This window comes from Brachybacterium sp. GCM10030267 (assembly GCF_042666875.1).
GTDB lineage: Bacteria > Actinomycetota > Actinomycetes > Actinomycetales > Dermabacteraceae > Brachybacterium.
On the sequence record NZ_JBHTCX010000012.1, the window covers coordinates 14,717 to 27,469 of the forward strand.

The 12,753-nt window shown below is 71.6% G+C and carries 14 protein-coding genes; 8 read left to right on the forward strand and 6 right to left on the reverse strand.

From position 1 onward, the window contains the following. Nucleotide 1 precedes the first annotated feature (1 nt). Nucleotides 2–643 carry an NUDIX domain-containing protein gene (locus ACFQS2_RS11185; RefSeq protein WP_377793823.1) on the forward strand — a complete coding sequence of 214 codons (642 nt, stop codon included), beginning with the start codon at nt 2–4 and terminating at the stop codon, nt 641–643. Between the two features lie 21 nt (nt 644–664). Here the strand turns inward: ACFQS2_RS11185 and ACFQS2_RS11190 are convergent, their stop codons facing one another. Both ACFQS2_RS11190 and ACFQS2_RS11195 read right to left on the reverse strand, forming a co-directional pair. After that, complete coding sequence (locus tag ACFQS2_RS11190; RefSeq protein ID WP_377793824.1) at nt 665–1,069, reverse strand: VOC family protein; 405 nt, start codon at nt 1,067–1,069, stop codon at nt 665–667. 75 nt (nt 1,070–1,144) lie between these two features. Then, a complete protein-coding gene (locus tag ACFQS2_RS11195; RefSeq protein WP_377020113.1) occupies nt 1,145–2,086 on the reverse strand; it encodes an NAD(P)H-dependent oxidoreductase in 942 nt (313 codons plus the stop codon). A 71-nt stretch (nt 2,087–2,157) separates the two neighbouring features. Here ACFQS2_RS11195 and ACFQS2_RS11200 point away from each other — a divergent pair, with 71 nt between their 5' ends. Then, nucleotides 2,158–2,544 carry a winged helix-turn-helix transcriptional regulator gene (locus ACFQS2_RS11200; protein WP_377020112.1) on the forward strand — a complete coding sequence of 129 codons (387 nt, stop codon included), beginning with the start codon at nt 2,158–2,160 and terminating at the stop codon, nt 2,542–2,544. A 37-nt stretch (nt 2,545–2,581) separates the two neighbouring features. Here ACFQS2_RS11200 and ACFQS2_RS11205 read toward each other — a convergent pair whose 3' ends face one another. The 3 genes from ACFQS2_RS11205 to msrB form a co-directional block, all read right to left on the reverse strand. Beyond that, the gene (locus tag ACFQS2_RS11205; RefSeq protein ID WP_377793825.1) at nt 2,582–3,814 is read right to left on the reverse strand and encodes a ribonuclease D; all 1,233 of its coding nucleotides are present in this window, start codon (nt 3,812–3,814) and stop codon (nt 2,582–2,584) included. Next, nucleotides 3,811–4,503, reverse strand: a complete 693-nt coding sequence (locus ACFQS2_RS11210; protein ID WP_377793826.1) for a DUF3000 domain-containing protein — start codon at nt 4,501–4,503, stop codon at nt 3,811–3,813. The genes ACFQS2_RS11205 and ACFQS2_RS11210 overlap by 4 nt, the downstream gene beginning before the upstream one ends. Nucleotides 4,504–4,657: 154 nt before the next feature. Then, on the reverse strand, nt 4,658–5,110 hold the full coding sequence (gene msrB, locus ACFQS2_RS11215; protein WP_377793827.1) for a peptide-methionine (R)-S-oxide reductase MsrB: 453 nt from the start codon (nt 5,108–5,110) through the stop codon (nt 4,658–4,660). 254 nt (nt 5,111–5,364) lie between these two features. Between msrB and ACFQS2_RS11220 the strand changes: the two genes are divergently transcribed. Genes ACFQS2_RS11220 through ACFQS2_RS11230 form a run of 3 tightly spaced genes read left to right on the forward strand, consistent with a single transcriptional unit; the run spans nt 5,365 to nt 8,486 of the window. Next, a complete protein-coding gene (locus ACFQS2_RS11220; protein ID WP_377793828.1) occupies nt 5,365–6,591 on the forward strand; it encodes an alpha/beta hydrolase family protein in 1,227 nt (408 codons plus the stop codon). A gap of 54 nt (nt 6,592–6,645) precedes the next feature. After that, nucleotides 6,646–7,794 (forward strand): cell division protein ZapE, encoded by a 1,149-nt coding sequence (gene zapE / locus ACFQS2_RS11225; RefSeq protein WP_377793829.1) that lies wholly within the window; start codon nt 6,646–6,648, stop codon nt 7,792–7,794. Beyond that, nucleotides 7,791–8,486 (forward strand): GntR family transcriptional regulator, encoded by a 696-nt coding sequence (locus tag ACFQS2_RS11230; protein WP_377793830.1) that lies wholly within the window; start codon nt 7,791–7,793, stop codon nt 8,484–8,486. The genes zapE and ACFQS2_RS11230 overlap by 4 nt, the downstream gene beginning before the upstream one ends. A 6-nt stretch (nt 8,487–8,492) precedes the next feature. Here ACFQS2_RS11230 and ACFQS2_RS11235 read toward each other — a convergent pair whose 3' ends face one another. Then, entirely contained in the window at nt 8,493–9,365 is an 873-nt protein-coding gene (locus tag ACFQS2_RS11235) for an NAD(P)-dependent oxidoreductase (RefSeq protein WP_377793831.1), read from the reverse strand. A 92-nt stretch (nt 9,366–9,457) separates the two neighbouring features. Between ACFQS2_RS11235 and ACFQS2_RS11240 the strand changes: the two genes are divergently transcribed. The 3 genes from ACFQS2_RS11240 (at nt 9,458) to ACFQS2_RS11250 (ending at nt 12,730) form a co-directional block, all read left to right on the forward strand. Further along, nucleotides 9,458–10,246: an SDR family NAD(P)-dependent oxidoreductase gene (locus tag ACFQS2_RS11240; RefSeq protein WP_377793832.1), complete on the forward strand. Its 789-nt coding sequence runs from the start codon at nt 9,458–9,460 to the stop codon at nt 10,244–10,246. Between the two features lie 79 nt (nt 10,247–10,325). Further along, nucleotides 10,326–11,066 (forward strand): SDR family oxidoreductase, encoded by a 741-nt coding sequence (locus ACFQS2_RS11245; RefSeq protein WP_377793833.1) that lies wholly within the window; start codon nt 10,326–10,328, stop codon nt 11,064–11,066. Between the two features lie 254 nt (nt 11,067–11,320). Beyond that, entirely contained in the window at nt 11,321–12,730 is a 1,410-nt protein-coding gene (locus ACFQS2_RS11250; RefSeq protein ID WP_377793834.1) for a GntP family permease, read from the forward strand. Nucleotides 12,731–12,753: the final 23 nt, after the last annotated feature.

Below are 12,753 nucleotides of genomic sequence, written 5' to 3' on the forward strand. Positions count from 1 at the left end.
GATGACCCTGGCCGACGAGCCCGGCTCCCGCCCCGTCTCGGCGCGGGAGCGGGTCCACTCCGGGATGGTGTGGGACATCGTCCGTGACACCGTCGAGTTCGCCCCGGGGGTGCAGTTCCAGCGTGAGTACATGTGGCACACCGGGGCGGTCGCGGTGCTCGCCGTCGACGACCAGGACCGAGTGCTGCTGATCCGGCAGTACCGCCATCCCGTCGGCCACACGCTCTGGGAGATCCCGGCGGGTCTGCTCGATGTGAACGGCGAGGCGCCTCACGTCGGCGCCGCGCGCGAACTGTCCGAGGAGACCGGACACGCCGCCGCGCACCTGCAGACACTGGTGGACCTGCGGCCGAGCCCCGGCGGCAGCGATGAGGTGATCCGGGTCTACCTCGCCACGGGCGTCACCGCGCTGACGGAGGAGGGCGAGTTCGTACGCACCGACGAAGAAGCCGAGATCGAGGTGCGCTGGGTGCCCCTGGCCGAGGCGGTCACGGCCGTGCTGGAGGGACGCCTCACCAACGCGACGACCATCGCCGGTGTCCTCGCACTGCACGCTCAGCGGACCCTCGCCGCCACTGGCGCTCCCGTACCACCGCTGCGAGCGGCCGATGCGCCGTGGATGGAGCGGCCCGGTCGGGACTGAGCCTCCGTGGTCGACCGAGCCTCAGCCGTCGACATACAGGCAGAACGGATGCCCGGCCGGGTCCAGCACCACACGGACATCATCCTGTGGTTGGAACTCGGCCACGGTGGCTCCCAGCTCCCGAGCTGCGGCGACGGCCTGCTCGAGGTCGCGTGCCCCGATGTCGAGGTGGAGCATCATGTGCGGGTCCCCGGGACCTGCGGGCCACATGGGAGGCGCGTAGTGCTCCTCGCTCTGGAACGCGAGGTTCGCCGGGGCGCCGGGGATCTGCATCGTGCACCAGTCCGGCGTGTCCTGATGCAGCGGCCACCCGAGCAGGTCACGGTAGAAGTGCGCGAGAGGCTGCGCCCTCGGGGCGCTGAGCACGACCCCGATCCAGCCGCTCAGGTGCGGGCGGGGAGTTTCGCGGGAAGATTCGTCGTCCATCCCCGTAGCGAACACCCGCCGCGGCCGGACGGCAAGGGTTCCGCTCCCGGCGCCGCGGCCCTGGCCGGCCGGTGCTCACCCGCAGCCGCAGGCCGGCTCGTCCAGGTGCACACTCAGCCCCGACTGTCCGGGCAGCACATGGGGTGCCAGCTCCCACTCCGGCGTGTACTGACCGGTGAACTGCGGCCGGTAGGGGAGCGGGGCCTCCGTGAACAGGCCGTCCAGCCGCGTCCGCAGGCTCCGACGGACAGGCGCGGTGTCCTCGATCCGGTCCGCACTGGGCAGCGCCCACGGACTCAGCACATCCATCCCGGTGTACGCGAAGGTGCCGTGGAGGAGCCCGAACAGCAGCTCGTGCAGCTCCCCGGACTTGCCCCGCGGCCCGATCGCGTGTGGCCGGTCTCCGAGCGTGGTGACCACCAGGGCCCGCTTCTGCCTGAACGGGCCCTGCTCGAATCTCAGCCGCCGCCCGGTCTCGGGATCGGTGCCGAAGGCGAACCCGCTGACGAACACCCGGTCGAACCAGCCCTTCATCAGAGCAGGCATCCCGTACCACCACAGAGGGAACTGGAGCACGATCGCAGCGGCCCGCTCCAGCTTCGCCTGCTCCCGCACGACATCTGCCGGCTGCCTCCCGGTCAGGAGCGCCTGGCGGGTATCCGCGCTGACCCGGAACCGCTCCGGCGGCTCGTCGCAGCCCGCGGTGTCGGCGCCGGGCCGCTCGACACGGCCGCCGTCGCGCGGACGCAGCACGGGATCCCACTCCATGGCGTAGAGGTCGGATTCGATGACGCTGTGTCCGAGCCGGCGCAGATGGGCGATCCCGTCGCGACGCAGCGCGCCGTTCAGCGAACGCGGCTCCGGGTGCGCACTCACCCACAGGACCGTCCGCGTCCCGTCGGTGCCGTCGGCCGCGTCGCCGGGTTCGGAGCGTGCGGGCCGGGTCGGCCGGCCGGCGCGCCCCGGCCCTCGAGGTGCGGCCGAAGCCGCGGTGTCATTCTCGGTGTGATTCGACATGACCCCATGGTCACGCGACGCCTACGATAGGGGAAGTACGGACATTTCTGTCCACTGGTCAGGAGGTGCGCATGCGATTGCCGGTGCAGCGAGCCATGGAGGTGTGCCCCGTCGAGGTGGCGGTGTCCGTCCTCGGTGGCACCTGGAAGCTCACCCTGGTGAAGCACCTCCTGGAGGGCACCAGACGGTTCAACGAGCTCGGGCGGCTGGTCCCGCTCGCGAACACCCGGACGCTCACGCGGCAGCTCCGCGAGCTCGAGGAGGACGGCATCGTGCGGCGCACGGTCTACCGCGAGGTTCCGCCGAAGGTGGAGTACAGCCTGACCGATCTCGGACGGAGCCTCGGGGGCATCGTCGAGCGCATGGACCGATGGGGCGAGCACTTCGCCGAAGACCGCGCACAGATGACCGCTCGCGACGAGCCGGCGCACGCGCCCGCCCGCGACGAGGCGCGGTGACCCGCGACTGTCAGGCCCTGACGAGCCCGGCGATGAGTCAGTCCTCCGCCGGCTCCGGGGCCGGGCTCTGCTCGCTCTGCTCGGTCAGCGCCCGGTGGATCACGGGCGCTGCCTGGTGCGCCTGCCACGGGCGGGCTCCCAGCGCGACCAGCTCCTCCTCCAGCACCGTCTCCTCGGGCACCGACTCGTGCTCCCACACCCAGTGGCGCAGCAGCGAGGGCTGGACGAGGTTCTCCGCCGGCAGCTCGAGATCCTCGGCGCGCTCACCGATGGCGGTGCGGACGACCTGATAGCGCTCCCAGACCTCCGGGTACTTCTTGGCCCAGAGCTTGTGCGGCGGCGGGTAGGAGCGCTCCGAGCGCTCGGGAAGGTGCGAGGCGGGCAGCTCGATCCCGGAGCGAGCCGCCTTCCACCAGATGTCCTTCCCGCGCAGCTTCGCAGGCAGAGCACGCTCGAAGGCCTCGCGGCCGCGGGTCGCCTCCTTGGCGGCGGCGACGATGTCACGGTCCTTGATCACGCGATGCGGTGAGAGATCCTCGCTGCGCGCGATCTCGTCGCGCCGCAGCCACATCTCGCGGGCCGCAGCCAGCTGTCGTGCCGAACGCAGCGACCCCAGTCCATGCATGCCGCGCCAGCTCGCCGAACGGGGCGGTCCCAGCTCTCGAGTGCGCTCGTACTCGAACTCCTGACGCGCCCAGTCCTCCTTGCCCGCATCCCGGAGCCGCTGCTCCAGCACGTCGCGCACCTCGACCAGCACCTCGACGTCGAGCGCGGCATAGGTCAGCCAGCCCGGAGGGAGCGGTCGCTTCGACCAGTCGGCGGCGGAGTGCTCCTTCGCCAGGCGCAGCCCCAGAGTGTCCTCCACGACGGCGCCCAGGCCCACCCGCTCCATGCCGAGCAGACGGGCGGCCAGTTCGGTGTCGAACAGGCTGCCGGGCTTCATGCCCAACTCGGCCAGGCTCGGCAGGTCCTGGTCAGCGGCGTGAAGCACCCATTCACGGGAGGCCAGCAGGTCCAGCAGCGTCGAGGGCATGGTGAAGGCGAGCGGATCGATCAGCAGGGTGCCGGCAGCCTCGGTGCGCAGCTGCACCAGATAGGCGCGCGGGCTGTAGCGGTAGCTGGAGGCCCTCTCGGCATCGACGGCGACGGGCTCGTAGGGCTCCGTGGACGCGGCCTCGCACCATGCCAGCACCGGCTGGATCCGATCGATCACCGGCACGAAACCGTCGCGGGGCGCCGTCAGATCAGTGGTGGTGGGTGCATCGGTCACCGAGCGTCACCGGCTTCCTCGGGGCGCGGTGCCCTCGCGTGGTGGGTGGGAGCGATGGGGGCGACCCGCGGCGGCGCCGGGGGCAGCCCGCCTGCGGCGGCCAGCATCGCCGTCCAGGCCGCGAAGTGCGGTGCGAGGTCGGGGGTCGTGGCCTCGGCCGACGAGCCGCCGAGGGCGAGCGGCGGCGTCTCCGGCCCGGCCGCGGAGGCGCTCGTCGTCTCCGATGCCTCCGGGGTCCATGACACGCGCATCTCGACGTCCACGGTGGATGGCCGTGAGGCGAGCGCCCCGTAGGACTGGGAGACCACCCGCGTGGCGGTGCAGCCCAGTTCGCGCGCGTCGGCACCGTGCAGCTCGAGGGATTCGGTGACCCATGACCATGCGACGTCCCCGAGCATCGACTCGACGGCGAACTCCGGCTCCAGCTGCGCCTGGACCAGTGCCACCACGCGGTAGGTGCCGTCCCACGCCTCCTGCCCGGCAGGGTCGTGGAGGATGACCAGACGGCCGGAGGCGAGCTCCTCGTCGTGCACGAGCACCTCGCCCGTGCAGGCCCAGGTCGACGGCGCCATCTTCGAGGGCGCCGGGATGTCGCGCCATGTGAACTCGGGGCGGACCGGAGCGCTGGTCATGGCGTCGATGGCGGCACGGAAGGTGTCGTCGCCGGAGCGGAATCGATGGACGGACACACCGTGAGACTATCCGCGCGGGCGCCCGCCCCGGAACAGGCGCGCCGCGACCTCCTGCGGCAGGGCCCGCTCTCCTCGCCGGTTCCCCGACCCGTGAGCAGCCCGTGGCCGGGCCGGCCGCCGTCGGCGGTGGGAGCGCCGCGGGGCGGTGCGGTCAGCGTGCGGAGGCGTCCGCGGCGGGGGCGTCGTCGCTGTGGACCAGGCTGATCGAGTTGATGCAGTAGCGCTGGTCCGTGGGGGTGTCGAAGCCCTCGCCCTCGAAGACGTGCCCGAGGTGTGAACCGCAGTTCGCACAGCGCACCTCGATGCGGCGCATACCCATCGAGGTGTCCTCGAGCAGCTCGACCGAGTCGGAGTCCGTCGGCGCGTAGAAGGCCGGCCACCCGCAGTGGGCATCGAACTGGGTCTCCGCCGTGAACAGCTCCGCGCCGCAGGCCTTGCAGGCGTAGGTCCCGGCGGGCCGGACCTCCTCGTACTCGCCGGTGCCGGGACGCTCCGTGCCGCCCTGGCGCAGGACCTGGTACTCCTCGGGGGAGAGGCGCCGGCGCCATTCCTCCTCGCTGATCGCGATCGGGTAGGGACGCGTGCCGATGGGGTCGGTGGTCATGGGGGAGCCCTCCGATCTGCGGCGCTGCGGGCGTCGCTCTCGCCGATGGATCGAGCGCGCGCCTCGCCCAGGGACGGACACGGCGCTCACAGCTGCAATTCTAGCTCGCCGATAGGATGATCGGCATGACGCGAGAGTTCTTCCGGTGCCGGCCCGAGACAGGTCCCCTCGCGTGGACCCGCGCCCTGCGACCCCGTTCCGACCAGGGAAGATGGGCGGAAGCTGCCGTCGTGGGGGCGGTGGGAGCGGCGTCGATGTTCACGCTCAGCGCAGGACTGCTGACCCTCGGGGCCCGCGTGATGGCGCGCCTGCCGCTGGTGCCGCAGCAGGGCCTGCGCCAACGCTCCGACCTTCCTGTGCGAGCGGTCCATCCCGACCGTGTCCATCTCGACGCGACCAAGGAAGCCGCGAGAGCCGGGTACCTCGCGCTGAGGCAGTCCGGTGGCGCGGTCCACGTGCGGCTGGGCCCGGTGGACGGCCGTCCCACCCCGACCACGGTGTCCCGTCCGCTGCTGGCCTCCGACACGGCCGAGCAGCTGACGGTCGAGAAGGCCGGCGTCAACGGTTTCTTCTGGGCGGGGTCCCCGCAGACCGCGCACGGGCTGGAGACCGAGGAGGTCGAGGTCGACTCGCCCGTCGGCCACATGCCCGCGTGGCTGGTGCGGCCCGATGCGGCGCAGGGAGCGGCCCCCGGCCGCGAGGACACGTGGGCCATCCTCATCCACGGCCACGGCTCCACCCGGGGCGAGGCGCTGCGGGTGATCCCTCTGCTGCACCGGCTGGGACTGACCAGCCTGGCGATCACCTACCGCAACGACACCGGCGCCCCGGCGTCCGCGGACAGCATGCACCACCTCGGGGTCGCCGAGTGGGAGGACACCGAGGCCGCGATCGAGTTCGCGCTGGCCCGGGGAGCCCGCCGCGTCGTCCTGGTCGGTTGGTCGATGGGCGGGAGCATCGCCCTGCGCACCTCGGTACGGTCGGCCCATCGTGATCTCATCACTGCGGTGGTGCTCGACTCGCCGGCGGTGGACTGGCGGGACATCCTCATCTATCACGCCACGGCGCTGAAGGCGCCGCGGCAGATGCGGCGCCTGGCGATGTGGATGATGACCTCCCGCGTCGGAGCTCGGATGGTGCGGCTGCACGAGCCGCTCGCCCTGCACGAGATGACCCCGGAGTTCTACGCCGCCCACCTCACCCATCCCACTCTCCTGTTCCACGCGCTGGATGACTCGACCGTCCCTCCCGGTCCCAGTCGGAGACTGGCGGCGCTGCGTGGCGACCTGGTGGAGTTCGTGCCCTTCGAGGGCGCCTCGCACACGCGCGAATGGAACCGGGATCCTGCCCGGTTCGAGTGGCTGCTGGCTGATCATCTGGTGCGCGTCCTCGACCTCGATGAGGACGTCAGCTCGTGGCAGCTGCCGGTGCGCGACCCCGCCGCCGCCCCGCTCGCCGAATCCATCGGACTGCGTCTGTGAGCTCACGCGCTCGTGGTCCGGTCCGGTCCGGTGGCGGAACATACACTGGCCGACGTGACTGATGCGCTCTGCGACCGCCGGCCGGAACCTACCCTCGAGCGTCTGCTCGCGGATCTGGTCCCGCCGCCGAGGTTCTCCGGGGCGCGGCTGGAGAACTATGTGCCTGATCCCGCGTTTCCCTCGCAGGAGCAGGCCAAGCACAGCATCTCCGAGTTCGCCGCCCAGCTGGGCAGGCCGCGGGGCGGTTTCCTGGCGCGGCTGCGGCGCCGCCCGGAGCCCGCGCGCGGGCTGTATCTCGACGGTGGTTTCGGCGTGGGCAAGACCCACCTGCTGACCTCCCTCTTCCACGCCGTCCAGGGCGAGCGCGTCTACGGGACGTTCGTCGAGTACACCGACCTGGTGGGCGCGCTCGGCTTCCAGAAGGCCGTGGACCTGCTGGGGCAGTCGGTGCTGGTGTGCATCGACGAGTTCGAGCTCGACGACCCGGGTGACACGCTGTTGATGACCCGGCTCATCCGTGAGCTGTCCGACCGGGGAGTCGCGGTGGCGGCGACCTCCAACACGCTGCCCGACGCACTCGGTGAGGGTCGGTTCGCGGCGCAGGACTTCCTGCGCGAGATCCAGGCGATGGCCGAGCGCTTCGAAGTGATCCGCATCGACGGCGAGGACTACCGCCACCGCGACGGTGTGACCGAGGTCGTCGCACTGCCCGAGGACCAGGTGCGCGACCATGCCGCGGGCCTGGCCGACGCCACCTTGGATTCCTTCGACGACCTGCTGCGCCACCTCACGCGGCTGCATCCCTCCCGGTACGGGGCCATGCTCGACGGCGTCGCGGCCGTCCATCTGACCGGGATGCATGAGCTCTCCCACCACCACGACGCGCTGCGCTTCGTCGTCCTCGTCGACCGGCTCTACGACCGTGAGGTGCCCACCCTGGTCTCGGCCGCCGCCTTGCCGCCACGCACGGACACGGCCCGGGAGACGGACGCGGCAGGGAACGGGCCGTCCTCGCCGGCGACCACCGGGGACCGCCCCGCGGAGCCCACCGTGATCACCGAGCTGTTCGCGCCCGACCTGCTGCGCAGCGGATACCGCAAGAAGTACCTCCGGGCGCTGTCGCGGCTCGCCTCGCTCACGCACGACGGCAATGCCCTCGCCGCCGGGACATCGGGTCCCCGGACCGCGGAGCGCACTGCGTGAACGGCCCGGCCGAGCGAGCTTCCGCCACGGCCTCCGCAGCTCGCGGATCCCGCTCGGAGCAGGCCCGTCGGGCCCTCGCCGCGCGGATCATGGACGGCACGCTCGCTCCGGGCACCCCGCTGCGAATCGGCGTGCTCTCCCACGAACTGGGCATGAGCGCGACACCGGTGCGGGAGGCGCTGAACCTGCTGACCGGTGAGAAGCTCGTCGACTATCTGCCCATGCGTGGCTTCGTGGTCACCATGCCGCCCGATGACGATCAGGTGCGCTGGATGGGGGAGGCGCGGCTGCTGCTGGAGCCGGAGCTCGCAGCGCTCGCCGCCGCGCGCGCCACGGCGAGCCAGCGCGAGGACCTGGCCGCGACCCTCGAGCGCACCCGGTCCGCCGGTGTCGGGGCCCGCTTCAGCGAGTACGAGGGGTACCTGCAGCATTCCAGCGCCTTCCACGCGGAGATCGCGGGCGCCGCGCGCAACCCGTATCTCGCGGCCGCGCTCGAGGCGATCCCCGTGCACACGCTGCGGTTCCGCCGTTTCGGCGACGCCGGTGTCGACGACGCCGAGGTCTCGCTCGCCGAGCATCGCGAGGTGCTCGAGGCGGTGCAGCGCGGCGACGAGGACGCCGCGCGGGCGGCGATGAGCGCCCACGTCCGCGGAGTCACCGCCCGGTCACTGGGCAGTGCCGGCTCGCCATGAGGCGGCTCAGCTCTCGGGATCCAGATAGAGCTCCTGTATCGCCGCGTGGTCCTCGTCGCCGTGCCCCTGCTCGACCGCCTCGGTGAACTGCTCGAGCAGTACGGGCAGGAGTCGCGCCGGCAGCGCCGCACGGTCCGCCGCCGCGGTCGCATACCGCAGATCCTTGACCTGGTTGATGGTCGAGCCACCTGACGAGTACTCGCGGGACAGCAGCTTCTGCTTCTTCTGACTGAGCACCTCACTGCGGGCCAGGCCGCTGCCGAGCAGCTCCACCACCTGCTCGGCATCGAGGCCGGAGCGCCGGGCCAGGGCGAGCGCCTCTCCGAGGGCGGCGAGGGTCCCGCCGACGACGATCTGATTGCACAGCTTCGCCACCGCCCCGCTGCCGAGCGGGCCCAGGTGCTCCACGGCGCCGCCGATGATCTCCAGGACGGGCCGCACTGCGGTGACGTCCGCCTCCGCCCCGCCGATCATGATCGACAGGGTGCCGGCGTCCGCCCCGGCGATCCCGCCGGACATCGGGGCATCGACCACGGAGATCCCGTCGGCTGCCAGCTCGTCGGCGAGAGACCTCACGGTGTCGGGGCCGGTGGTCGACATGATCACCAAGCGCGCACCGGCCGCGCCCCATGCTGCCCGGGTCTCCGCGTCCAGGCGCTCCCGCAGCTGGGCCACGTCGGGCAGCACCGAGAGGATCACGGGGGCCGCGGCGTGCGCGAGGGTCTCGGCGCGTCGTGCGCCGGCGGCGACGAGGTCGTCAGCCCGGGCGGGCGTGCGGTTCCACACCACCACGGAGTCCGGGGCGGCGGCGACCAGGTTGGCGGCGATGGGATGGCCCATCGGCCCCAGGCCGAGGACTGCGGTCCGGGGATGGTCCATGGTGACTCCTTCACAGGTGCTGGGCCGGGGCATAGACTCCAGATCATATTTTATTCGGCAGTCCGCCGTCCCCGGTCCTTCAGGAGCATCCCATGGCGCTTCCGGCCTATCCCGCCTCACCGTTCCCCGATCTGCCCGCCGCACTGGTCACGGGCGCCGCCTCACCGCGCGGCATCGGCCGGGCCACCGCGCACCGTCTTGCGCGAGAGGGGTGGGCCGTCGCCGTCGTCGACCTCGACGGCGGGGCGTGCGCGGAGCTCGCCGGGGAGCTCACGGAGCGGTATGGGGTCCCGGCGCTGGGTCTCGGTGTCGACATCTCCGACGAGCAGGCGGTCGCCGACGCCGTCGCCCGGATCGATGCCGAGCTGCCGCAGCTGGTCGGCGTGGTCAACAATGCCGGCATCTCCTCGCCCACCCCGTTCACCGAGGTGAGCACCGAGGAATGGCGGCGAGTCTTCGACGTCAACGTCCACGGCACCTTCTTCGTGACCCGCGAGGCCGTGGCGATCTTCCGGCGGCACAGCCTCGGGCGCATCGTGAACATCTCCAGCGCCTCGGCCGAGCGCGGCGGCGGCGTCTACGGCCGCGCCGCATACTCCGGTTCCAAGGCCGCGCTGCTGGGGATGGCCAAGACGTGGGCTCGCGAGCTCGGGGAGTACGGCATCACCGCGAACTCGGTCGCTCCCGGCTCCATCGACACCGACATCATGGGTGGCCGGCTCACCGACGAGCGCAAGCAGGTGCTGCTCCAGGAGCTGCCCGTCGGCCGCGTCGGGACGGTCGACGATGTCGCCGGGGCCGTCCACTATCTGCTGGGCCGCGACGGCGGCTACCTGACCGGCGTCACCCTCGACGTCAACGGCGGCTCGCACATCCATTGAGGTCGGAGCCACGGAGGCGGAGACCGGGCAGCGACGACAGAGAAGACAGCGAAGACAGAGAAGACAGAGAAGGACGGACATGAGCGCACCTGGCACCCTCAGCGTCGACCTGAACGGGGCGACCGCCGTCGTCACCGGATCCACCCGCGGCATCGGCCGCGCGATCACCGAGCGGCTGCTCGCCGCCGGCGCCGAGGTGATCGGTCTCCAGCGCGGCACCGAGCCGGTCGGGCCCGGCCACCACTGCGTCGGCGTCGATCTCACCGATCCCGACGCCCGCGCCGAGGCGGTGCGCCAGGTGCTCGCCGAGCATGACGTCGACATCCTGGTCAACAACGCCGGAATCAACCTGCGTCACCGTTTCGAGGAGTTCCCGCTGCCGGAGTTCTCCGAGGTGATGAACGTCAATCTCGACGCCGTGGTGCAGCTGACGCAGGAGCTGGGCCGCCCGATGCTCGAGCGCGGCCGCGGTCGCATCATCAACATCGCCTCGATGCTCTCCTTCTTCGGAGGGCTCAACGCCTCGGCGTACGCGGCCTCCAAGGGCGCCGTGGCGCAGTTCACGAAGTCGGTGGCCAACGAGTGGGCCGGGCGCGGCGTGGCGGTCAATGCCGTCGCCCCCGGTTTCATCGCCACCGAGCTGAACGCCTCCCTGCGCGAGGACGAGGGTCGCAACAGCGAGATCGTCGGCCGGATCCCCGCCGGCCGGTGGGGCCGCGCCGACGACATCGCCGGCACCGTCCTCTTCCTCACCAGCGAGGGCGCAGAGTACGTGCACGGCACGGTGATCCCGGTCGACGGCGGGTATCTCGGCCGCTGATCCTTCCGGCCCCGCGGCGGGATCGGTCTGCGGCGCCGCAGCGTGACCGACCCACCGACCCGACGCGCGGCGCGGTGCCCGTGCTCGCCGAGCGTCCGCGGCTCGGTGCGCCGAGGGCCCGGGGCTCGACGCGGAGTCTGTGTACGCCGAGGGTCCGATGATCCATTACGGTGATCGCCGCACATCCGTCGCCGGGCCGTGCCGCGGCCCCGACATCCGAGAACGCCCGACATTCGACAAGGAGGGATCCGACGATGGATCCGACACCGGTCCAGGAGACCGACTGGACCAGCTGGCTCGGCGACGGCGGGCTGATGGCGCTGGCCGTGGTCGCGGTGGGACTGCTGCTGTTCCTCGTCATCCGGTTCAAGCTGCACGCCTTCCTCGCCCTCATCGTGGTCTCCCTGCTGACCGCGCTGGTGGCGGGCGTACCTGCCCAGAACGTGGTGCCCACGCTGGTGAGCAGCTTCAGCGAGACGCTCGGCGAGGTCGCGCTGCTGGTCGCGATCGGCGCGATGCTCGGCGCCCTGGTGGAGACCTCAGGAGGTGCGCGCGCCCTCGCCGAGGCCATGATCCGGCTGTTCGGCGAGAGGCACGCCCCGTTCGCGCTCGGGGTGACCTCGCTGTTCATCGGCTTCCCGATCTTCATGGACGCCGCGTTCGTGCTCATGATCCCGATCGTGTACGCCGTCGCCCGACGCTTGACGGGCAACGTCCTGGCCTTCGGTTTCCCCGTGGCCGCGGCCCTGTCGGTCATGCACGTCTACGTGCCCCCGCACCCCGGTCCGGTGGCCGCCTCCGGGTACGTCGATGCGGAGATCGGCGTCGTCATGATCCTCGGGCTGCTGCTGGCCTTCCCGACCTGGTACGTCTCCGGTCACCTCTGGGGCAAGCACGTCGCCCGCAAGTACAACCTGCCGGTGCGGGACCTCTTCGGCACGGCCGACGAGGCCGAGCAGGTCGAGAACCCGCCGGCGCCGTGGCAGGTCGTCCTCGTCCTGGTCCTGCCCCTGGTCCTCATCCTGTTCAACACCGGCCTGAACACGCTGGCCGGCGCCGGCCTCATCGAGGGCGAGGCAGGATGGGTGCATGCCCTGCGCATGGTCGGGGAGACCCCGATCGCGCTGCTCATCACCGCCCTGACCACGATCGTGCTGTTCGGCTTCCGCCGCGGCCGCTCGGGCACCGCCATCGAGACCACGGTGGACAGGGCGCTCGGCCCGATCTGCTCGGTCGTCCTGATCACCGGAGCCGGCGGGATGTTCGGCGGCGTGCTGGCGGCCACCGGCATCGGCAGCGCGATCGAGAACACCCTCGCGGCGGCAGGCATCCCGGTCATCTTCGCCGCCTACCTGATCGCGGTCGCGATGCGACTGGCACAGGGGTCTGCGACGGTCGCCCTGACCACCGCTGCGGCGCTGATCGCACCGGCCGTCCTCGCCTCCGGGGCCGGCACCGTGGAGCTCGCCTGCATCGTCATGGCGACGGCCGCCGGCTCCGTCTTCGCCGGCCATGTCAACGACTCGGGCTTCTGGCTGGTGGGCCGCCTGCTCGGCATGGACGTGAAGACCACGCTGAAGACCTGGACGATCCAGCAGGCCATCGAGTCCGTCGTGGCGTTCACGATCGTGCTGGCGGTCTACGGGGTCGTGCAGCTGTTCTGAGGGCCCGCGGGATCGCTCCGGCG

What these genes read in the sequence shown, in the direction of transcription:
- ACFQS2_RS11245 (WP_377793833.1), top strand. Translation starts at nt 10,326, where the DNA reads ATGAGCGCACCTGGCACCCTCAGCGTCGACCTGAACGGGGCGACCGCC.
- ACFQS2_RS11250 (WP_377793834.1), top strand. Translation starts at nt 11,321, where the DNA reads ATGGATCCGACACCGGTCCAGGAGACCGACTGGACCAGCTGGCTCGGC.
- ACFQS2_RS11235 (WP_377793831.1), bottom strand. Translation starts at nt 9,365, where the DNA reads ATGGACCATCCCCGGACCGCAGTCCTCGGCCTGGGGCCGATGGGCCAT.
- ACFQS2_RS11200 (WP_377020112.1), top strand. Translation starts at nt 2,158, where the DNA reads ATGCGATTGCCGGTGCAGCGAGCCATGGAGGTGTGCCCCGTCGAGGTG.
- msrB (WP_377793827.1), bottom strand. Translation starts at nt 5,110, where the DNA reads ATGACCACCGACCCCATCGGCACGCGTCCCTACCCGATCGCGATCAGC.
- ACFQS2_RS11185 (WP_377793823.1), top strand. Translation starts at nt 2, where the DNA reads ATGACCCTGGCCGACGAGCCCGGCTCCCGCCCCGTCTCGGCGCGGGAG.
- ACFQS2_RS11220 (WP_377793828.1), top strand. Translation starts at nt 5,365, where the DNA reads ATGTTCACGCTCAGCGCAGGACTGCTGACCCTCGGGGCCCGCGTGATG.
- ACFQS2_RS11190 (WP_377793824.1), bottom strand. Translation starts at nt 1,069, where the DNA reads ATGGACGACGAATCTTCCCGCGAAACTCCCCGCCCGCACCTGAGCGGC.
- ACFQS2_RS11195 (WP_377020113.1), bottom strand. Translation starts at nt 2,086, where the DNA reads ATGTCGAATCACACCGAGAATGACACCGCGGCTTCGGCCGCACCTCGA.
- ACFQS2_RS11240 (WP_377793832.1), top strand. Translation starts at nt 9,458, where the DNA reads ATGGCGCTTCCGGCCTATCCCGCCTCACCGTTCCCCGATCTGCCCGCC.